General features: G+C 65.2%; 11 protein-coding genes. 7 read left to right on the top strand and 4 right to left on the bottom strand.

Annotated features, from left to right (window positions below; translation table 11 throughout):
- The first annotated feature begins 83 nt into the window (after positions 1-83).
- Together ACWEPL_RS38850 and ACWEPL_RS38845 are read left to right on the top strand one after the other, a co-directional pair.
- Positions 84-5,363, top strand: a complete 5,280-nt coding sequence (locus ACWEPL_RS38850) for a LamG-like jellyroll fold domain-containing protein (protein ID WP_452439118.1) — start codon at positions 84-86, stop codon at positions 5,361-5,363.
- Positions 5,364-5,465: 102 nt separating this feature from the next.
- On the top strand, positions 5,466-6,107 hold the full coding sequence (locus tag ACWEPL_RS38845; protein WP_185068758.1) for a DUF6461 domain-containing protein: 642 nt from the start codon (positions 5,466-5,468) through the stop codon (positions 6,105-6,107).
- Positions 6,108-8,039: 1,932 nt separating this feature from the next.
- On the opposite strand, the gene ACWEPL_RS38840 is transcribed toward ACWEPL_RS38845, so the two are convergent.
- Complete coding sequence (locus tag ACWEPL_RS38840) at positions 8,040-10,646, bottom strand: DUF7825 domain-containing protein (protein ID WP_452439117.1); 2,607 nt, start codon at positions 10,644-10,646, stop codon at positions 8,040-8,042.
- A 618-nt stretch (positions 10,647-11,264) separates the two neighbouring features.
- Positions 11,265-13,670 carry an HD domain-containing phosphohydrolase gene (locus ACWEPL_RS38835; protein ID WP_452439116.1) on the bottom strand — a complete coding sequence of 802 codons (2,406 nt, stop codon included), beginning with the start codon at positions 13,668-13,670 and terminating at the stop codon, positions 11,265-11,267.
- Positions 13,671-13,911: 241 nt separating this feature from the next.
- Here ACWEPL_RS38835 and ACWEPL_RS38830 point away from each other — a divergent pair, with 241 nt between their 5' ends.
- Positions 13,912-14,052, top strand: a complete 141-nt coding sequence (locus tag ACWEPL_RS38830; protein ID WP_452439115.1) for a hypothetical protein — start codon at positions 13,912-13,914, stop codon at positions 14,050-14,052.
- A gap of 842 nt (positions 14,053-14,894) precedes the next feature.
- On the opposite strand, the gene ACWEPL_RS38825 is transcribed toward ACWEPL_RS38830, so the two are convergent.
- A complete protein-coding gene (locus ACWEPL_RS38825; protein ID WP_452439114.1) occupies positions 14,895-15,743 on the bottom strand; it encodes a macro domain-containing protein in 849 nt (282 codons plus the stop codon).
- A gap of 208 nt (positions 15,744-15,951) precedes the next feature.
- Here ACWEPL_RS38825 and ACWEPL_RS38820 point away from each other — a divergent pair, with 208 nt between their 5' ends.
- The 3 genes from ACWEPL_RS38820 (at position 15,952) to ACWEPL_RS38810 (ending at position 18,383) form a co-directional block, all read left to right on the top strand.
- Complete coding sequence (locus ACWEPL_RS38820) at positions 15,952-16,833, top strand: SEFIR domain-containing protein (RefSeq protein WP_452439113.1); 882 nt, start codon at positions 15,952-15,954, stop codon at positions 16,831-16,833.
- A 17-nt stretch (positions 16,834-16,850) separates the two neighbouring features.
- The gene (locus ACWEPL_RS38815; RefSeq protein WP_452439112.1) at positions 16,851-17,264 is read left to right on the top strand and encodes a hypothetical protein; all 414 of its coding nucleotides are present in this window, start codon (positions 16,851-16,853) and stop codon (positions 17,262-17,264) included.
- Positions 17,265-17,858: 594 nt separating this feature from the next.
- Positions 17,859-18,383, top strand: coding sequence for a hypothetical protein (locus ACWEPL_RS38810; RefSeq protein ID WP_452439111.1), 525 nt, complete (start codon positions 17,859-17,861; stop codon positions 18,381-18,383).
- 50 nt (positions 18,384-18,433) lie between these two features.
- On the opposite strand, the gene ACWEPL_RS38805 is transcribed toward ACWEPL_RS38810, so the two are convergent.
- Positions 18,434-19,417, bottom strand: coding sequence for a hypothetical protein (locus ACWEPL_RS38805; protein WP_452439110.1), 984 nt, complete (start codon positions 19,415-19,417; stop codon positions 18,434-18,436).
- Between the two features lie 687 nt (positions 19,418-20,104).
- Between ACWEPL_RS38805 and ACWEPL_RS38800 the strand changes: the two genes are divergently transcribed.
- Positions 20,105-21,547 carry a TIGR04141 family sporadically distributed protein gene (locus tag ACWEPL_RS38800; protein ID WP_452439109.1) on the top strand — a complete coding sequence of 481 codons (1,443 nt, stop codon included), beginning with the start codon at positions 20,105-20,107 and terminating at the stop codon, positions 21,545-21,547.
- Positions 21,548-21,635: the final 88 nt, after the last annotated feature.

The raw sequence follows: 21,635 nt of genomic DNA, 5'->3' as shown, positions 1-21,635 counted from the left end.
GGTTGTGAGTGAACACACGCCGATTAGCGTCCGGCTTATCTGTCCGGACGCGCCGCCGCGCTGCCCTGATCGCGACTCTAACGATGCTGCTCTCGCTCATGAGCGCGCCCGCGATCGCCCAGGGCCCCACGCCACCCCCCACCCCGGCCTCCGCATCGACACCACCACCAGGCGCCACCTCGGATCCCGCCCTCAAGACCGCCTGGGACAAGGCCGCCAAGTCCGGCCAGCCGGTCGAGGTCCCCGCCCACTTCACCGAGACCATGAAGGTCTGGGCCAACCCCGATGGCAAGGACCTGCGCGCCGAGGTGCACACCCGGCCCGTGCAGCTGAAGAACCCGGCCAGCGGCGCCTGGGAACCCATCGACCCCACCATCGTCACCCGCGACGGCAAGCTCCAGGCCGCCCGCGTCAAGACCCCGCTGACCTTCGGCCCACGCGGCACCAAGCAGCTGGTGACCGCGGACGGCACGCACGGCAAGACCGGCCTGGGCGTGACCCGCGCGCTGCCGGAACCCAAGATCTCCGGCAACGCGGTCACCTACCCCGACGCCGTTGCCCCCGGCGCCGACCTGGTGGTGCTGGCCCAGGCCGACGGTTTCACCTCCCAGGTGGTCTTCCGGCAGCGGCCGACCGGCCCGGTGACCGTGCGGCTGCCGCTCACCCTGCCCAAAGACACCACGTTCGGTAAGACGCCCCAGGGGCTGCCGCAACTCCAGGACACCAAGGGCAAGGCCAAGGCCGCCCCGATCGTGCTGACCGCGACGGACGCCAAGGTGGAGGCCTCCCCCGAGCAGGGCAGAAGCTCCCCGGTCAAGGCGCGCGTGGAGACCTCCGGCAAGACCTCGGAGCTGGTGTTCTCCCCGGATGAGAAGTTCCTGGCCGACCCGGCGGTGACCTACCCGGTGACGATCGCCGCCGCCTCCGAATGGTTCGGCGGCGGTGCTCCCGCCGACGGCTGGGTCAGCAGGAACGACCCGTACAACAACAACGCCGCGGCCGGGTACCTTCGCGCGGGCACCACCTCCACCAGCGCGGACATCGCCCGCGTGTACATGAAGTTCGACCTCACCGACCCGGTGCTGCAGGGTGCCACCGTCAACGACGCGGACCTGCGGATGTGGAACTACAAGTCCGGCGGGCCCAACGGAGAACTGTGCGGGGACCCGATGGGCGGCTCCGGCATCCGGGCCGCGCGCGTCACCTCCACATGGACCCTCGACGGCACGTTCGACAGCCTGGACTGGTACAACCAGCCCTCGAGCACGGCCCCCGAGACGGTGAACTGGGCCGGCTACAACTACGACGACCCCAGCGGCAGCTGGTGCGCCAAGGACTGGGAACTCTTCTACGAGGTCACCGCCATGACCCGCGCCTGGATCCAACAAGGCGAGGCCAACCACGGAATCGTACTGAAGGCCGCCAGCGAAACCGCCACCATCAACTGGCGCCAGTACTACTCCAGCCAATTCGGCGGTGGCAACCCCTACCCCGGCTACCGCCACCCACCCGCCCTCATCATCAAATACACGCCCGCGGTCCAGGAATTTCTCGACATTCCAGCCAATCCTGACGGCAGTCACAGCTCCGCCACCTATCCCGAGGCCCTGGCCTCCCTGCAGAACGACATCTTCACGGGCGAGGAGCCGGTGGTTCCGGCCATCTCACGAGCAGAGGCCGAGGCTGAGGCGAAGCAGTCCGACGTGACGTACGGTACGGCGGACACCGACGTCCAGGTCCCGCCATGGACGACAGCGGAAGAGATCGCCGAGGCGAACAAACCCGAGAACCTGCTGCCAGGGGCGCCCGAGCCCACCCCCACGCCGTCCGCGGACTCCACTCCTCCTACGATCGTAGATCTGAAACCCGCGGCGAACACCAGGGATGTGGGCAACAAGACGGAGATCGTCGTCGCCTTCGACGAAGCCGTACAGAACGGCTCGATCGTCCTGAAGGACGGCCAAGGCAATGTCGTCCAAGGCCAGCCCAACCTGCCCACTCTGATCGATGATCCGTTCGCGACCTTCGCGCCGGCCCAGCCGTTGGCGCTGTCGACGACGTACACCGTGCTGATCAGCGGTTTCACCGACGCGTCAGGCAATGTCATGGCGCCTTACTCGTACACGTTCACCACCGGTGCCAGTGAGCAGCCCGACCCCACCCTCCCGCCTTTGCCCACTCCCACGGGGCCACCGCCAGGGCAAGCCCCCGGGCTTGTCGGAGCGTGGGGGATGAACGAAGGCTCAGGGACGACCGTGGCGGACTCCTCCGGGAAGACCAACACCGGTGCAGGTAGCAACACCACTTGGGCCAACGGCAAGTACGGCAAGGCGCTGTCGTTCAACGGCTCCTCCAGCATGGTCACGGTCGCGCACGCCGCGTCGCTGCGCCTGACGACCGGGATGACGCTGTCGGCCTGGGTCAATCCGACCACGGTGACCGGCACCCCGTGGAAGAGTGTGGTGACCAAGGAACTGAGTGCCGGTGGGGCCTCCTACGCCCTGTACGCCGCCAACGGCAGTGCGCTGCCGTCCGGCTGGGTGCAGACCGCTCCTGAGACCCCGACCACGGCGGAGGGGCTCTCACCGTTGCCGGTGAACACCTGGAGCCACCTGGCGCTCACCTACGACGGCGCCGCGCTGCGGTTGTTCGTCAACGGCCAGCAGGTCGACCAAACCCCCCTGAACGGCAGCCTCTACGACGACGGCAGCCCGCTGCGGATCGGCGGCAACGTCGTCTGGCGGGAGTACTTCAGCGGCCTGATCGACGAGGTGCGCGTCTACAACCGCGCCCAGACCGCCGCCGAAATTCAGACCGACATGACCACCCCGATCGGGGGAAGCGCCCCGCCAGACACCCAGGCGCCCACCGCGCCCAGCTCGCTCGCCGCGACGGGCGGTCCCCGCAACGCGCAGCTCACCTGGACGGCCTCGACCGACAACGTGGGCGTGGACGGCTACCGGATCCACCGCTCCACGACGCCGGGATTCACCCCGTCGGCCGCGAACCAGGTCGGCTCGTCGCCGACCACCACGTTCACCGACGCGGGCCTCGCCGCAGGGACGTACTACTACCGGGTCCGCGCCGTCGACGCGGCCGGCAACCTCAGCCCATCCTCGAACGAGGTCTCGGCCACCGTCACGGCCCCGCCGACGAACCCGGGCCTGGTGGCCGCCTACGGCATGAACGAAGCCACCGGCACCGCTGTGGGGGACTCCTCCGGGCAAAACAATACCGGGGCAGCCCGGGATACCAGCTGGGCGGCCGGTCGGCACGGCGGCGCGCTGTCGTTCAACGGCGTGACCAGCTGGGTCACCGTCCCGCACGCCGCCTCGCTGCGGCTGACCAGCACGCTGACGCTATCGGCCTGGGTACGGCCCGCGACACAGGACAGCCTCTGGCGTAGCGTGCTGATGAAGGAGCACGCCGAGGGCGGCGGCTATGGCCTGTATGCCTCCACCGAACGCTCCGGCCCGGGAGGCTGGCTGCAGACCACCCAGGAGGCCGCCGGCATTGCCAGTCGCACCGCGCTGCCGCTGAATCAGTGGAGCCATCTGGCCTTCACCTACGACGGCGCCGCCGCCAGTGTGTACGTCAACGGCACCCTTGTCGGGCAGGTGCCGATGGCCGGCGAGGTCGTCGACGACGGCGGCGCGCTACGCATTGGCGGTAACGCCTTCTGGGGCGAGTTTTACAGCGGCCTGATCGACGAGGTACGTGTCTACAACCGCGTCCAGACCGCCAGCGAGATCCAGGCCGACATGAACACCCCCATCGGTGCTGCGGCGGCCGGCGGCACAGCGCGGAAAGTGAGCACGGACGCCGCCTCGAAGCCAGCAGCCGGGATTGGGAAACTCACGGTGTCCGACAGCCGCACCATGGGCGGTACCACCGTCACCTCGACTCTCACTCCGCGCCTGACCACCTGGATGGCTGCTGGCCGTGATGGTAAGGCGAAGGTGGAAGTGGAAATCGCCCGCCCGCCGACGAAGATCAGCAAGGCCGCCAGCCCGGGCAACCTCGTCAAGGTGGACCAGGCGGGCGCAGGTGAACAACTGATCTGGTCAGGCTCGGCCACCGCCACGAACGGCGAATCACGGATAACGGTGCGCGTTCCCAAGGGCAGGCTGGAGGCCGGTTCGGAGGTGCGCTGGCGCTCACGCGTGACCACGACGGATGACAGCACCGGCGAATGGTCGTCATGGCAGGCCCTGCGGGTCACGACCGAGGAGTCCCCAGCGAAGCGGAGCACGGCCTCCACGGCAGCCGCCGCCAGCCGCCTCGAAGAATGCCGGGCCCGGGAAAATCCGCGAGATCTGGGCGAGGCGACGAACAGGTATTCGTACTGCTGGTACCAGTACCGCGACTACACGACATTCAACGGGACGACCCATCGGTCCGTAGGGTACATACGCTACCGGGTGACCGTCCTGGGCACGCTCAATCCGAACAGCCGCACCTTTAAGTACGAAGCGTACATAGATGACCTCACCCCATGGGGGCAGGCTTTTGGATGGAACGACGAACTCAGGGTCGGCTTCTCCATCTCGAACGAGGAACTCCGTCCGGATGGCACGTCCAACTGCAAGCCGGACCCCAGCAACATCCACCGGACGGCCACTTTCAGTCAGTGGAGGGGGTACGACGACCACGTGGTGGTTGAAGCCACGTTCACCTCGCCCTACAACACGAAGACCAAGGCCAGCGAGCAACGCAACTACTGTCAGGTGCGGGTCTGGGGATACAATCCTCAAGCACTCAAGAATCCCCGGATCACCTATCGCATGAAATCCAACCTGCGCTGCGACAGTGCGATGTACGTGACGAATTCCGGGTGCGTGTACTACTGGTCCATCCCGCACATGGTCATCAGGCCCTCGACGACCTATCCGCAACAGGTGAATCACCTCGCGTATGCCATCTGGTACCCAGACGGCACTGATCCGCAAACAGACCACCGCGGAAGGTCACTATTGCCTAAGGATATCCCCGGCGGGGACTTGCATGACCGCATCACGCGAACCGGTGACGAGAATCTTAATGCGCGCAACCGAGGACGGTCGGTGCGGACATGCGTGCGAATTCACGGAAGCGGGTACGCCGCCACCTACGCCAGAACGCACCCAGGACCAAATGGCGCACCTGGCAACCCTGGAAACTGTGACGAGTTTCCCTTCGCATCGGTCAGGGAAGGCTCCACCGCCCGCGACCCCGGTACAAAAAAATTCCTCGACAACTACTCCGTGGCGGTAATCGACGGAAAACAGAATGTGGACTGGGGGAGCAAGGTCCTGGGTACGTGGTACAATAACGAGCGCATAATCGACGGCGACGAATTCTGGATTAAATTGACGGACTGGTAATAATCACTGTCATAGCTTCGAGTGCCGAAGGCCTCAGGGTCAGTCCTCTGAGGCCTTCGGCCATCACTCTCAGCCTCTCAGGCTCAGTCGAATCGGAAACGCATGAACATGCCCACTCCAAATGTTGCCGACTATGCTTGGCTGACAGGCGATGACTTCCCCCATTGGATAACCGGGTTCTGCGTCACCTTTCTCCCGAACAAGTCGCCCGACTGGGTGGAAGACACCCTGCGCACGTTCCTGGGTGCCACGCCGGCCCTCGACACGACACAGCCGTACATCGCCCACATACACGCCGCCGGCAGCGGGTCGATCATGTTCGAGAATGGCGGGTTCGGCGGCATGACGCTTGAGGCGATCCGCCGCCTTTCCCAGGACACAAAGGCCGTCGTGGTGCTACGTGACTTCCTGGTCAACGCTACGTTCGCCTATGCTATGGACGGCGAGGTAATCACCGCGTTCGATATCTATCTCCCGGGCGACCGCCGAGGGCGGTCCCCCGATGCACTCAATGACCAACTGTCGGCAGTCGGCCTGCTACCGGCATACGAGTACGTGTTCGATGAGGACGTGGATGAGGAGGACGTACCGGAGCGGGACCTGAGCGCGGAGGTGATCCGAGCATTGGCGGTGGCTACCGCTGTGACCGGAGTGCGGTTCGACCAGAGCCACTTGAATGCCGCCCCTCACGCGGTCTCGCTGGCACGCCTCTACGAGAGCGACATCGCCCGACGCTTTGCCTGATTAGGCCACAGGTCGAGCGGCGTGGATTATGCGGGTCACGATGTCAGATGGGCCGGGCGCCTCCTTCGGCGCCGACCACGGCCATCCGCGTCGGCCCCGGCAGGATCTGTCTCGGTCACAAAGCCTGATCAAGTACGACTGCTGCTGACGCCCGTGGCGGGCCGGTGCCCGGCACTCGAAGTCACGACCCGAGCCGGGCGCGGACGCGGGCGGTTTCGATGTGGCGGTGGTGCGGTTCGTACAGGGCGAGTGCCACGCCATGCCGTCTCGGCCGCCGGCCGGTCGCCGAGGGCGTGGTGGGCGTCGCCGAGGCCCACCAGCGTGTCGGCCGCTGCCGCGGCCCTGGCCGCCTTCGGCATCGGCGCGGCGTTCCCGCTGCTCATGGACCACGTCATCAGCGCCGCGTCACCGGAGCGGGCCGGAGCGGGCCGGAGTGGGAGCCGCCCCTGGCCCAGGTCAGCAACGAGCTCGGCATCGCCGTCGGGCTCACCGTCCTCGGCTCCCTGGGCACCGTGATCTACCGCGTCCGGCTCGGCCTTCCGGACGGCACGACCGCCGCCGGCAACGTCCTCGACGGCGCCCGCGGCGACCTCCCACCTGCTGGCCGGGATGGCCGTGCTCATCCTGGTGCTCGCCCGCACCTGACGCGCCCCTGTCCCAAGTCACTCAGTACCGGCGGAAAGCGGGCACAGCAGGTGAGGGCCGGGAGCAGGCCCTGCGGGCACGTCCTTGAGCCGCTACGGCAGCGAGGATCATTGAACGGCAGGGGCACCGGGTGGAACGCCCATGCGGATGCATTCCACGATCGCCATGGGTTGAAGCTCCGTGATGTGCTTTGCCATCACTGGCCGGCTCGCAAAAGTTGTCGTTGTCGAAGGCATTCCCGAAGAAGAAGGTCACCGTGGTCGGCACGTACTCCTGTGAAGGCACCCGCGTGTGAAGAGCGGGAGCTTCTTGCGAGGCTCCCGCCGCGAGTATCGTTTTGACCAGGCCAAACACCCGTCAAACGATGAGCGATGGGAGGTCCTTGTCGACCCACCAAGGCACATCGCGCAGCAATCGCATATCACCCATCAGTAGACATGTTGGACTCGAAACAGCTCGAGCTCTCCTAAAGCGGGTGCCGCAGGTTCGAATCCTGCCGGGGGCACTCACCTGAACAGCCATTTCAGCGCCCGACCTGCGGTTTCTCAGCCGCAGGTCTTTTGCTTGGTGGACCTTGATAGGCAACCGACGGTGCCCACATGCAGCCGTAAGACCATGATCAGGGGACATATGCGGGATGATCTTGACGGTGTTTTCCCAGGTCAAGCCCTGATTTTGGGCTCGTCGGGCCTTGGCGACCGGTTACGGCCGCCCGGCCAACCGTACAAATACAACCGTTGATCGTGCCAAATACGTGCGTACGCTCCCAGCGTCACCCCGCCGCACAAGCCCAACCCGACCTCCCTGATAAAGCTCGGGTGGGCATCTCGGTGTTGGCTACCTTGCGCGTGGTCTGCTGTGCACGTTGGTCCTGGTAACCGACAACGAGGGCGATCCCGCCCCTTTGAGATGGCTCACAGGATCGCTGAGGCCCTCGACGCCGCCTGCCCAGTGCCGGCCTATGCAGCCACAGCTTGTCACGGAGTCCTGTCCGGTCTGCGTGACACGGCGACGTGCGGCGAGAAGAGTCCGGTCTGCCGTGGGGCAGATGTCGATGGCGGGTGAACGCCGGGCCGTCGGCGTGTCGAAGACCATTTGGAGGGGAATTCTCACTCTCACACCCAGTGGCGTGGGCACCTTGCGCGCTGTTGCTACGCCTGCTGCCGGCTTAGCCTGAGGCAGCCACGGTGGACATCGCCGCGATGACGCACTGACCGACGCCATTCACGCAATCGCCGCCGTTCCCGCCCCGGGCCTTGATCACGAGCAAGGGTTCGAGATGATGCCTCAGGCGGAAATTGTCCCGTACAGACGCCGCGCCTCATGGATCAACAGGCTCGAGCCCTTGCGTGCCGCCAACTCCGCCAGCCCCGGTAGGTCGTCGCGCGCCTTGGCGAGCACCGCCGCACGCACGGCGACCTTGAGCAGTTCGCCCAGCCCCGGCCTGGCCCTCTCACCGGATCCGGGCAACAGCAGCGGCACCGCCTGAGCCAGGGCCGTCCACACGTCGGCGTGCGCCCCGGCCGCCGTGACCTCATCGAGGACGCCGGTGATCCGATTGAGTTTGACTTGCTCACCGCGGACCAGGTGGCCCACGGCACGGCCGAGGTCGGCTGCGGGCAACTCCCCGTACGCGACCAGCGTGAGGATCGCGTCGGCGGCCAGACCCCGCTGGGCGGAGCTGGGATGGTTCATGGCGATAACGATCGTGCTCGCGGTCGCGATGCCTGCCGGGCTGTCGTTGTGCGCCAGAGCGGCCACGACCTCCACCGGACCGCTCGATGGAAGGCACTCCAGGAGGTGCGCGGCCAGGGCCTCCCGATGCGACGGCATGATCGACGGCCACCACACCATGTTCCGGGAGAAGGCGGGATAACCGGTCTTGGGTGCGAGAGTCCACAGCTCGGCGAGCGGCCCGGGCACGCCCTCGGGTGGTGCGAGGCGGGCGTGCGCCTCCTGCAGCGACTGCTGGTAGGACGCCGGGCGGTCGAACACTCCGAGTTCCCAGGTCACGACGGGGCCGGGCAAGCCGCCGTCGCGCAGGCAACCCGCCAGCCGGCGGCCCGCCTCCGACGGCAATCTCTCCGCCCGCACGGCCAGCTCCGGATCGATCCTGCGTGGGAGTCGCAGCAACGCCTGCAGGAAGTCGTACTCGAGCGGCTCGGCGCCGTCCAGTCGCTCCATGCGCGCGACCAAGGTGGTGGCGTCGACGTGCCCGGTGGGCGCGGTCGGCGTGGCCAGCAACACGGGAATCGTCTCGTCCCGTTCGAGCAGGGATAAGACCTCACGGAAGCGCTGCTGGACGAATCGTTGCGGGGCAGGCTCGGAGCTCGGCCAGCGGCCGCTGTCGTCATTCAGCAATACGGTCAACTCGCAGCTGTTGGAGGGCGACACGATGGCCAGTGCGCAGCGCCACAGCAGGAAACCGATGTTCTCGTCGGTGCCGGAGATGCCGTATGCATAGGCTCGCGCTTCGAAGGGATGTTGCCAGTTCGTCCGCCACCAGGGCTGTAATCCCGCCACGACGGCGTCACGGTCCTCGTGGGTCAGCTCGACCAGGCCGGACAAGACACGCTCGATCCGCGCTGGATCCTGTGGCCAGAGCGGTTTGTCCAGCTCGGCGACCAGTTCCGCCACTGACGCGATGGGCGGGGGCAGGGCCGGTAGCGCCGGCACGGTCAGCATGGCGGCTATGGGCTCAGGCTCAGCCTCCTCCACCGTGCCGAAAGCGGCCGCCAGCCGCTGGCGCAGGTCGGTAGGCAGCCGGGTGGCCGCCTCGCGGACCGCCTCCTTATCGGGTTCGGCGGTGTGCGGGGCGAGTTTGACCGCGACGCGCACCGCACGTTCGCGTAGGCTGGGCGTGTCGACGTCAAACACGGGCGCCAGCGCGGCCACTGCGGCGGCACCCCTGGCCGGGGGCACGTCGGCGATCCACTTCACCGCGGCCGCCATGTTCTTCTTCTCTGGCCGGTACGCCAGCGCCTGAACCGCCTCAGCGAACAGGTCCACCTCGAGCGCTCCCGCGGACTCCGCCCGGTGCAGTTCCTCCAGCGCGAGCTGAACCAAAGGCGAGGACGCCGACGGCAGCACGCGGACGAAGTCGGTCACCGGGATCTCGGCCGCCTCCGGCTTCAGCTCTCTCCACAACTTGATGAAGGAAGCGGCCTCAGCCGCATCGCATCCGGTCAGGAACCGGCTCACGCAGCCGTCGAGCAGCGCCTGACGCGACACGCGGCCCGTCCGAGCCAGCTCGACCAGCTCGCTGATGATGGTCTGGCTTCCCTCCCAGGGTGGATTCCAGCCCAGCCCATCCGCCACGCCCGCCGCCTGGAACATGCGCGGCAGCATGTGATCGAGCAGCCGATCATGGGCGAGCACCGGGGTCCCGTTGTTCATCCAATGCCGCTCGACCGTCCGCAACACCCACCCGGACACGAACGCGTCGTTCTCCGGCGGCTCAACGCCCGTCTCGATCACCAGCGCCGCAGCCAGGTCCCAGGCCCTCAGCGACTGCACACGCCGCCAGGTCGAACCGGAAGGGGCCGGCCGCAACCGCCCTACCAGACGTATGGCCAGATCGCGGCGCCACTCCAGCGGCCGGCTCCCGAGCACGGACATGACCTGTACGGCGTCGGCCTTCGGCTCCACCCCGCTCAGCTCCCGCCGGTTGAGCCAGGACGCCACCTGCTCCGCCCCGCTCAAGCAGGCCGCCCCGGCCAGGCGATAGAGGGGCGCCAGCTCCCAGATCTGCCGTTCGGCCTCAAGCCCGGCGCGCCTGCGTTCGCTCAGGTGAGTGGGCAAGCGCCGGGCCACGGCGCACTTGTCGTCGTCGTTAAGCCCGTCCAAGAACGCTACGAGGCTTGCGACGGAGCCGGTCTCGATGCGGTCGAGCACCCCCTGCACAGGGTTCACACGGGTGCCTCGATCCAGGCGGAGCATAATTTGTTCTCGATCATGCGCCGCAGCCTATTGATCGACACCGACAATCGGTGAGCCTCCACCGAATGAGCTGAGGTCATGGGCCATGATGCCCCGTGACCGGCCAGGACGGAACGGTGCTGTCATTGGGCTCGACCCGGCCAGGGGCGTGCTCGAGCAGTAGTTCAGTTTGGCGCGCGCTTAACCCACGGCCGCGTAGGAATGTCCCGTCCTCCTGGCCGAGCACCGTGCCGTCGAGGTGGACAGCGCCCCCTGGAGCATGGCCGAGCTCGCATCCATTCGACCGCACAGCACGCTACTGTGGATGTCCAGGTCACCCGAAATGCTCGTCTCAAAGGCAGTGAGCGAGCCGTTGCCGTGAAATTCGATGACCGTCAGGTTTACCCCATCAGCGATTCGGATTCTGCAGGCACCGGCCGATTTAAGTCCGAGCGCCACCCGCTGCGCAAGCCAAACTCGGTCGCATCTCCTGGTCTTCACCTAATTAGCAGAAGAGCCGCACATCAGTGATCGGTCACTCGACAAATTGCCTCGTACGGATGCAAGAATGATCACTGGCGTGCACGGAACCGCTCACATCGGTTTCTTACCGTCGTTGCGGGCGGGCCTGGGACTGAAGAGCAATTCAAGCTGGTCGCATCGGCTGTCAGCGATGGTCAGAAACGCCGCCACCGTCTGAGGGTCGAAGGACGCTCCCGCTTCCTGACGCATGACCTCGAGAGCCGCTTCGATGCTCCTCGCCGGCCGGTAAGTACGCCCAGTGGCGACGGCGTCGAACACGTCGGCCACGGCGATGACGCGGGCGCTCTCCGGAATCTCCTTGCCCCCCAAGCCCCTGGGATAGCCGCGGCCGTCGAACCGTTCGTGGTGGTGAAGAATGCCCTCCAGAGCAGCGTCCGTGAGGACGTTTCGAGCGGCTGGTTCCAGGAGGTTGTCGAAGAGTTCCACCAGTCCCGCGACGATGCTCACGCCGCAGCTCGTATGCGATTGGATCAGCGCGTATTCCTCCTGGGTGAGAGGTTCGCTTTTGTTGAGGACAGTGCCGGGGACGGCGAGCTTGCCGATGTCGTGAAACAGCCCAGCCAGACGTACGGCTTCCAATGCGTCAGGGCGCATTCCCATTCCGTCGCCGATCATGGCGGCCAGCAGGGAGATGCGTTCGCTGTGCCGCCGCGTGTGAGGGCTTTTGATCTCCAGCGCCGTCATCAGCATTTCGGCCAGATCATCGACGGTCACTTCGCCATCGAACCGCTCAGGTGACCGGGCGGTGGCGAGGCGGCCGGCATCGGCCCGGGCTCGCCATAGTGCGGGCGCGTCCTGCGGGCGTCCCTGTGCGATCAGGAGACCGGCCATCCGTACGGCGACTGCTCTGCCGCCGGTGCCAGCATCGGCCTGCCTGCGTGCGAGCTCCCGTCCTGCTCGGTTCTGTTCGTCGAGGAGGCCGGCCAGCGTCGTTCTCGCGGAGCCCTCACCTGCATCGGCCTGGGCGCGCCACAGCGCCAGCGCGTCATCTGTTCGGCCCTGTCCGGCCAGGAGGGTAGCCAGGAGCCCAGTCGCCTGCCCACTACCAGAGCGGATGGCGTGGCGGTATAGAGCTCGAGCATGCTGGTACAAGAGGCGATGTTGTGCGGCGTGGGCGACGCGGGTCTGGTCGCCAGGGTCGGTGAGATGGTTGACCAGTGCCTCCCAGCAGGTATGTGGTACCTCCGCCAGGTGGCGTTGCTGCCCGGCATGTTGCTGGAGGTAGTCGGCGACCTGGTAGCCGGTGATCTGTCCCATGGTGGTGGAGCTGGCGACCGGCGCTAGGGCGGCCGCGGCGCCGTTCAACGTGCCGGTGGCGTACGCGAGTGCGGCCTCGAACCAATCGGGTGGGGCGGCGGCGCGCTGGCGGACGTCGCAATACCCGGGTGCCGCGGCACGCAGCAGGTCCGGGCTGAGCGGGGACACGGCACCAAGGCGAGTGGCGTCGATGGCGGCGTTCAGCACTGCGGCGGCGTAGGGATCCGCTCCGCGCCATCGATTCACCAGTTGTGGAGCTGCGGCGATGATCTGGGTGAGCCCGTAATCCCCGGATCGCAGGGCCAAGGCGATCCGCTGATCCCCAGAGGCCGCCACGGCTTCGGCGCGCTCGCGCTCCGCGGCGCTGAAGGAGCCCCGCAGATGAACCACGTCGGCCAGATCGAGTAGCTCGCGTTCAGCGGCGTACAGATCCGGCTGCCCTGGGCTCGGCATCGCTGTGTAGGCGGTATAACGCTCAGGCCATATGGTCGCGATCAGCACCGCGCCTGCCTGCAGCAGAACGCGGACGGTGGCGGCGCTCAGGCCGGCCGAGCCGCCCAGAAACCGTTGCAACTCGTCAAGCCACACGACCAACCGTCCAGTCACCTGCTCGGCGGCACGACGAACATGCTCGGAATCAGCGGGATGGAGCAACCACCAGTGCGGCAGTACCGCCCCAATCGCCTCGTACGCACATCGGGACTTACCCACCGACGACTCGCCAACCAGCACCACCATGCCGCCTCGGTCCGCAGCCTTCGCCAGCAGATCCCGGACTCCACGCGGGGCGGTATCGGCGTCACGAAGAATGTAGGCGGGAAGGTCACCAGTCGCGCCCGGAGCGTCGATCGCGGCATGCACGCCCAGCCGCCGCGGGTCGGCCTGCGCCACCCGGATCAGGCCAGTAGTGCCAGGGGCATCGGCGATGAGCGCGCGTTCCCGCGCCCCTTGCCAGGCGCCCCATTGCTCGCGCGGAACCGCGCAGGCCCGCAGGAACACCTCCAGCGTCTCCCGGCTGGCCCTGCCCTTGTTGAGCAGATCCGACAGCGTCGAGCTCGGTAAGCCTTCCTTCGGCCGGTTGCCGGGGTTGGCTGCTTTGTCGAGGTCGGCGTACGAACGACCCGCCCTTATGGCACGTAGTGCGGATACCAGCTCGGGGACAGTGTGCACCTGGCTGGGATCGGGCATCTCAACGTGCACCAGTGACGCTCCTCCCCGTCATGCCATCCCCATCCAGCCGCGGAGGCCTTCGGCGACTGACTCGGACAGCATCGGACCGGTTCCAACTCCTATCGTCGGTGCGGCCCCCGTACCCGTCCAGCCTGCACGCTCGGTTCACGCTGCGCGGTGGTGCCTCCGGCGTGCTCCGCATCCGATGCCGGACCCTCGTTCCCTGTGGTGACTTTGGAGAGCAACCGACGCATCTCTCGAAGGAGCCACGATGAAGCTTCTGGTTGAGCTTATTCCACTGGCCGTTGCCGCCCTCAATCTGGCCACCGCCCTTATCAAGCACAAAAGCGCGCGCCGCAACCGACACTCGGCACATGGCGAGGACAAGGGCGGCGTCTGTTACGATCCGTGAGGCGCAGGCGTGATGATGGGCGCGGATATCCAGATAGCTCACAGAGCCCCGGGCAGCGCGGAAATGGCACGCGTATTTCGCGATCGAGGAGATGCTAAGCGAGCGCCGAGCGTCGGCGTAGGGTAGAGAGACACTGCGGCGGACTGCCTCGACCCGCTTATCGAGCACCAGCGGGGCTTCGTCTTCGACGGCGAACATGTTGACGCTGTGTGCATTCCTGACACTTCCACTGACCCGGCAAGCCCCTGTCTAGCGGAAACGCGAATCAAGGGCTTCGTTGTGTGTCGCATGTGAACGGCTGTCACCGATCTTTACGGCCAGTCCTCCTAATGCATTCCCGAGGGCTGGCGCTCCAGCAAGACCACGCTTTCCGAAGCCCTGTGATCCACTCCCGGGGCGACGGCCCAGCGTCACTATTCTCCCCGGGCGCCTTACGCCTTCCTCATCGCTTTAGGTAATCAGCCGGCTACACGCTGGGCAATAGCCGCGATGCACACCGCCCTGGACCTGCGCTCCCGCCGCACCGAGCGGTCGCGCCCTGATCGTGCACGGGCCGCCGACCTCCGAACAGCTGCCTCGACCGGACAGGCAGGGTCCGACCTTCGCGGCGTTCTCCAGCCGCAAACACGTCAGCCCTGCCATTCGCTGTCCATCGAGATATCGAAAATGTCGCGTTGCGCACGCCCTTGACCAGCCGTAGTTGCTCTCGTCCAGTGCGACGGCTACACCACCTCGACATGCTCGCCTCACCGCGACATCGAGCGGGCAGGGTGGCGGGCGGTACCACCAGGCGTCATACTCCTCGCGAGAGGCTCTCATTCTCAGCCCGATGCGCGCAACAGTCACTGCACCGACAAGAAATCCTCAATCTCCCGCAGGTTCAGCTCCTCGGCGTGCGCGGGATGGATCACGACCCGCAGCCGGTCTGCTACTACAGACTCGCGGCTGTTGGCCAGGTAGGAGATGATGATCAGGCGGATGAGATCAGTGCGCGAAATGTTGCCGATCCGCGCCAATCCGGCTCCTATTACTGGCACGGATATGCTCTGCCGCTCCCCATGTCGCCGGACGGCCTCCCACGTCGCCGAAAGGCATTTCCAGAGATCGTCGATCGACGAGCGACCGTAATTGTCGTTGTTCAGTGTGCTGTAGGCGGTGCAGAAATACCGCCTCCCCCGGATGCCGATCGTCGCGACGGTCCCAATCGGGTATCTGACCAGCTTTCCCTGAGGCCGATCTCGTCGCTCTTCCACCCGCAAGGGGACCGCAGGCCGCAACGCTCTCTCCAGGTCTGCATCGAGTCGCGCAGCGTCGCCCCGATATTCGCGCTCAAGGAGCTGGGCCTGGATGCTCTGCTTGGCGATGATGGAATGGGTGTCGGTGTCGAAGGTGTCGGTCGTCCCGATGACCAGATGGCCCTCCTGATCGAAAAGGTCGCCTACGGTCACGATGATCGTCGTTCCGGGGACAGGGAAATGTCGGGAAAAAGTCAGTCGCGGCCAGGTCCGCAGTGTGGCCCCGGCGAAGCAGCCTGCCAGTGCCGCGCTGAGATAATACGCACCGTGCGGTGCGAATGGTTTGTCGAACAGCGCCTCGATCAGCCCTGCTCCCGCCGAGACGACCCCCAGGCAGGCCAGGAAGGTAATGAGCCATGACCGGACGAATCGCCCGGAAAGGACGGTTCTGCGCACGGAAGCAAGTGTCGACACGGCCACCCCTTGATCCCTACATATTCTGTCCCGGCGTCCCTCGTGATGTCGACACCGATTGGTACACATCTGCCAGAATTCGCCTGATGCAAGTACTGACGCGAAGAGAGAGCAAGACTACTCTGAGCGCATGACAGGCGAACCGCCGCCGCCTCCGGTCTTCATCAGTTGGGCTCACAGACACCGCTCCATGACGGAGGCCCAGGCCGAGGCGTGGGAGACGCAGGTGCGTGCGCTGGCCGAGATCCTCAGGGACCCCGGGGGCATTGACGTGAGATTCGACAAATTCCAGCCGCCAGGGACGGATTTCACCCGCTGGGGACCCAACATGGTCGACGAATGCAGGTTCGTGGTGATCGTCGCAAGCCGCGCCTACAAAGAGCGATGGGAAGGAAAGAATCGGACAGACGAGGGAGCGGGGGCAGCTCGTGAGATCGACACGATCAGAAGTCACTACAACAGAGATCAGCACACGTTCAATTACAAGTTCGTGCTCGCCGTGCTCGTAGGCGTCACCGACGAGGACGTGTCGAACGAGATCTACGCGAGGCTCGATCGCTTCTATCTCAACCCCCAGGACTACCGGACGGTAGAAAAGCTCGTGAAGAGGCTTTGGGACCACCACGACTACCCTGTGGTGCCCATCGGGCCACGTCCGACGTTCGAGAAGAAACCCTTGGCGACTGCCGCGCTGAAAGACGTCTTCCCGCTGCCCTCGGCCAATGCGGTGCATGAAAAGGCCACTCATGCGGCGGCCCTAGTAGACAGCCTGCACGACCCACCGCCGCCGCCCCGGGACCTGCCGGAGTTGGAAGCGTGGCGCTGGACGGCCAGCGAATGGATCGACGCCGTCGTCGAGGCGGTCGCGGCGATCGAGGAACTGGCGACCGTTACCCACACTCGACCCCGGCCCAGTTTTCTGCGAGACGCAGGCGCCCTGCGCTCGGCCCTGGACGCGGCCATGCAGTGGGCCGATCAGGTCAGAGAGCCACAAGCTGCCGATGAGGCCGTCGCGTGGGCCGATCTGCGAGAGGAGCTGCAGAAGCTGCTGGCAAGAGCGCTCACGCGTTAGCCCCAAGGTAGCCCGCAGTGCTGGCCGCCGACAACCAAGGGCGGGATGGCGGGCTTCTCGGCGGGTCCAAGCCACAGCCCGCGTCATCCTTATCGGCGCGAGAACTAATCCGCGAGCTCGCTGCGGACCTTAAAGGGGAAGTCGACGCGGTCACCGAGAATTTCCTCATCGACCTACCTTCACAACAGGTGGCGAAAGCTCTGGCCAAACAACTCGACCAGTTTTTCCGCGATACAGATCCCAGCATACTTCCTTCCATGCAAGCAGCCGTTAAAAAGCGCGTGGTGAAACTCAGAAACTCGACGCGAGCGGCGACTCTCGCCATGACCGTGTACTCCAGAAAGAAAGAGCACAAAATCAAGCGCCTTGCGGAATTTCACGAGGCACTGATCGCTCTGCAGACGGAACTGGACGGCGTATCCAAGCTCTGAGCCGTTCAGCACGCGGCCGCAGGTTCGAATCCTGCCGAGGGCACTCACCCACATAGGCATTTCAGCTCCTGACCTGCGGCGTCCCAGCCGTAGGTCTTTTGCTTGGCGGACTCTGATAGGCGACTGAGGGTGCCTGTACGCAGCCGTAAGACCATGATCAGGGGACACGTGGAGGATGATCTTGATAGAGTTTCCCCAGGTCAGACATCAATTTAGCCCATCCAACATCTCCAGCAAGCCTGACGACCGCGCAGGGCTGCGGAACCAGGACACCATCACGGACCCCACAGTTCGACATCATCGAAGCCGTCAGCATCGGATGATCTTCGATGTGTTTCCTAATTGGGTCCCTCGTAGGTTCATGGACCAGCCTGACGCAGACACGGCCCTCCAGGAGACATTGGAACAGGTTCTGGCTCTCCTCTCCGACAGGACGCTCGCTCCCGATCCGGCTTGGTTCAGGCACCGCAGAACAGCGATGATGGAGGCGCAAGAGTGAGAAGATCGGAAGCAAGGTCTCCGACAGGCCCATGTGTGCCGAGGGAGGCGTAGCAGCCTTCGAGCGAACGCGCCGGCCTTGGACTAGGAGGTCGTGTGGACAGCACGGTGTGGGTTGCGATCTTGACCGGTGGGACGGCGATCCTGGCGGGATGGGTGACCAGCCTGGGGAACGCTCGCGCAGCACGAATCCAGGCCGAAGCGTCCGCCAAGGCCCAGCATCATGCTCAGATTCGTGAAGCACGCCGGACGGCCTACCTTGAGTTCTTGGAGCAGGCCCACATCGCGGGCGAGTTCTACTACAGGCTCGGTGACGTCTACGTACAACTGACGCGGCCGGACGAGCAGTTAGAGAAGATCGACCTTCTACGTACTGCCCTGCGGGACGCCTATGATCCGCTGGCACGATGTGCCAGGGTGGTCCTCCTCGAAGGGCCAGAAGCCGTTGCCGCAAAGGCTGAAGCCGTCAAGGTGGCGGTCACGGATGCCAACGGAGCGCTATGGCACATTGCGCAAGGCACCCCTGATGCACGTTCCCGCTTCGACAATGCTCATCAGGTGTTCCGTGACCGACTACAAAGCTTCATCGAAACCGCCCGAGCGACCATAGGCTACCCGTAGCTGAGGCAGGCTTCACCCAACACCTGAGGGCGATAAGGCCGCACTGAGCATCAACTACGAAATCGCGTGGAAAAATGCCACTCGAAGTAGCGACGGCTATTCTCCGAGAACGAAAGGCATGGGCGCCCCGCGAGGTCATTAAGGCGATCAGCAAGCGCCCCATCTGCCTCTGGCGTGGACGCCACGATAGTACCGTCTTGGCCAACAGAGATATAGCCGGCTTCATAGAGGGCATCACAACCGAACTGACATGCAGGCATCGCTATGTTAGATAGATCGCGGCGTTCTTCGTCGCTACAGAGGCTCCGCATTTTGATATGCGCGGCAACCAGAAAGCGGACAGGGTAAGCTTCACCACAGAGAGCGCATGTTGCGATGATGGCAGAACCGAACAGAAGCTGGCGCAAGGCGGATTGTTCGCGACGCTGCGCTGCAGTCACCGGACGGTTCAGATCGCCCTCGTAAGTGAGTGCCTCTTGAGGCTCTGCAGGCGTGTCAGAGTCAGCAAGAGAGCGCACAGCGATCACTGGCGGTGTCCCACCTACCGACTCAACTCCTGGAAGAGCGAGCAGGACGGCTCCAACGAAGGCGCTGCGGTATCCCACCTCGGTAGGATGAATTTGCACGCGACCTAAAGTACGGAGAGTTGCGAGTGCAGCCTCCACATCGGCGATTGGCACCCGTTGCCCGTTCGGCGATCGTTCCGTTGCCACGAGGACATATGGAGGCTGCACGTCAACGATACGATTGCGGTGTCCATGAAGTGTCGAAATGTCGTGACCAAGTAATCGCCGGAGCAAGTCGGTGGCACTGTCATTCGCCTCAGCAGATAGCACGACTGGGGCGTCTGGGAGTAGGTGTCCAAAACGCTCCACAAACCGCTTGAAAAAGGCATCGTCTACTCGGAATAAATAACCTTGTTTCACACCGCCATCGCGGTTGAAGGGCCCATCCGTCGAGTGGCTGGTGCGCCAGGCCTCGGGAATGTCTAGTAGTGGAACTACCTGCGAAGCCTCTCGGTAGGCGGTCCGCACGAGTCTGCCATCCCCAGTCCAGAGGCCGGGGATATCCCGAGGGCGTCGCGAGGAGATCGCAGTGGTTGTCGTGAGGCTGAGCGCTCTGACTCCAGAGGCATAGTGGATCACTGTGTCGCCTGGATGCACCTTCGTCATTGTTTCCCAGTGTGATTGGCGTCGACCGGCCTGGGTTCGGGTCGGCGCCCAGAGGATCCCAGCCTCGAGCTCCTGACGAAACGAATGACTCTGATTCACCCACCAGTACGCCATACATCGAGTCCCTTCGAACTGCGGATCCCGTGAGAAGCCCCATCAAGCGGGAGGCAACTTGAGATGATCTTGAGAGCTGGGGCCGATTATACGGTGATTTGCGCAGTTTGAGGACTAGAGCTGGTTATGCAATCACTCCCCTTCTTGAGCAGAACACTGTGCCCCTCCTCCACAGACGTCGGTTCCAGCTCCAGATCCGACAGCAGCCAAGAGACGATGGATGCTGCTCATTACTGAGGAGCTGACCTGACGCGTAAAGGTCGAGCTGGCGGCCACCAAACGGCGCATCGCCGAATTGGAGACCGGGCTGAGAGCCACTCCGGATGATCGAGTTGGCGCGCGAGGCGGCGCTTCCAAAAAGACGGTTCGAAGCCATCGCGGTGATGGCTGACGAAGCATCCCAGTCAAGGTCCTCTGCCGCGTACTGGCGGCCTCGTGTCCAGCTACATCGCCCTCGACGAGCGGCGCTCCTTCGGGCTGCTGCTGATCGCCGTCGACGGCGCCGTCTACGCCATCGGGTACGGCCAGGGCCACTGGTGGATCCCGGACGAGCACAAGGACCACGGGTTCGGCATCTGCTTCGCGGTTCGCCGCCTCGACCCCGACCACGTGCAGGACGTCGCACGCCGCAGGATCGGCGCACGTGGCCGTAGCGATCTGACCCTGATCCCCGGCGGCATGCCGATCTGGGCTCTCGGCATCGAGGAGCAGGCCGAGGTCATCCGCCGCATGGGCGGGCGCTCGCGGGATCTGAAGGTCACCTTCTCCAAGGCCGACGAGCGGCCGGTGCGCCTGGAGGCCGGCGTGGGGCTGAGCATGAGGTTCGGCATCTGGCCGGAGGACCTCGTCGCCGACATCCGGGAGATCGCCCGCGTCTGCCGTGAGGACGAGCCGCACCCGTCGCTCGAGTTCGTGGATCACATTCGCCCCATCGTGGACAACAAGCTGGTCAACCGGCTGGACGCCAAGCTCGATGAGCTGCTGGGCCAGTCGGACACCGCGGAGCTCGTCTGCGTGGTGCCGACCTCTTGTCTGCCCGGCTACGCTCAGGCCCGCCGGTTCGAGGTGAAGATCGGGACCGCGACGCAGCGCGTGGACGAGCTCGACGTCCAGCTCATCCGTGTCCGCGCTCGTGTTCAAGCGCCGGGCGCGCGGGTGACGGCGTTGCGGAAGGGCAAGATCCGCATCTTCCGCGACGCCGAATGCACTCACGAGGTCGGGGAGGCGGCGGCCATCAAGTGGCTGGAGGTCGTGCTGACCATGAGCGAGCGACGCTACTTCCTGCTCGACGGCGAGTGGTACGAGATCGACCCCGCGTACCTGGAGGACAAGCTCAACGAGATCGTGCCGCTGTTCACCCTGCGTCCTTCCGTCGAGCTCCCGACGCGGTACGCCGGTCAGGACGAGAAGGATTACAACATCTACGTCGGGGAGATGTGCGACGGGTTCCTGTGCATGGACCGCGCTCTTCTGAAGACGAAGTTCTTCACCGGCAACGGCTTCGAGGCCTGCGACCTCCTGGGTCCCGACGACGCGCTGGTGCACGTCAAGTTCGCCGAGGGCGCCAGCACGCTCAGCCACCTGTTCGCCCAGGGCGTCGTGGCGACGCAGGCGCTCCTGCACTCCGACGAGGCGCTCCGCCGTTTCAGGGAGAAGGTTGAGGAGGTGAGCCGGAGCCGTCGCCAGGTGCCGGAGGACTTCCGGCCGCGCAAGGTCGTGTTCGCCATCCACCTCAAGACCGGGGCCACGCTCACCCCTAAGACACTCTTCCCGCTGGCGCGGGTGGCGCTCGCGAACGCGGCCAGGGTGCTGCGGACGTACGGCATCGAGGTGAAGGTAGTGGGCATCTCCGCCGCCGACGGCGTCCTGGCCGCGTAAGTCTCCTGCTCGTCGACCAACATCGCGATCCTGCCCACGCACCTCAGGGCGGCCCGTTAACCTGTGGTCGCCCTGAGCTCCAAACCCG

The sequence above is a fragment of the Nonomuraea sp. NPDC004186 genome, assembly GCF_053603495.1.
The sequence above is the reverse complement of the archived record's forward strand: the minus strand, read 5'-3'. Positions and strand labels throughout refer to the sequence as shown.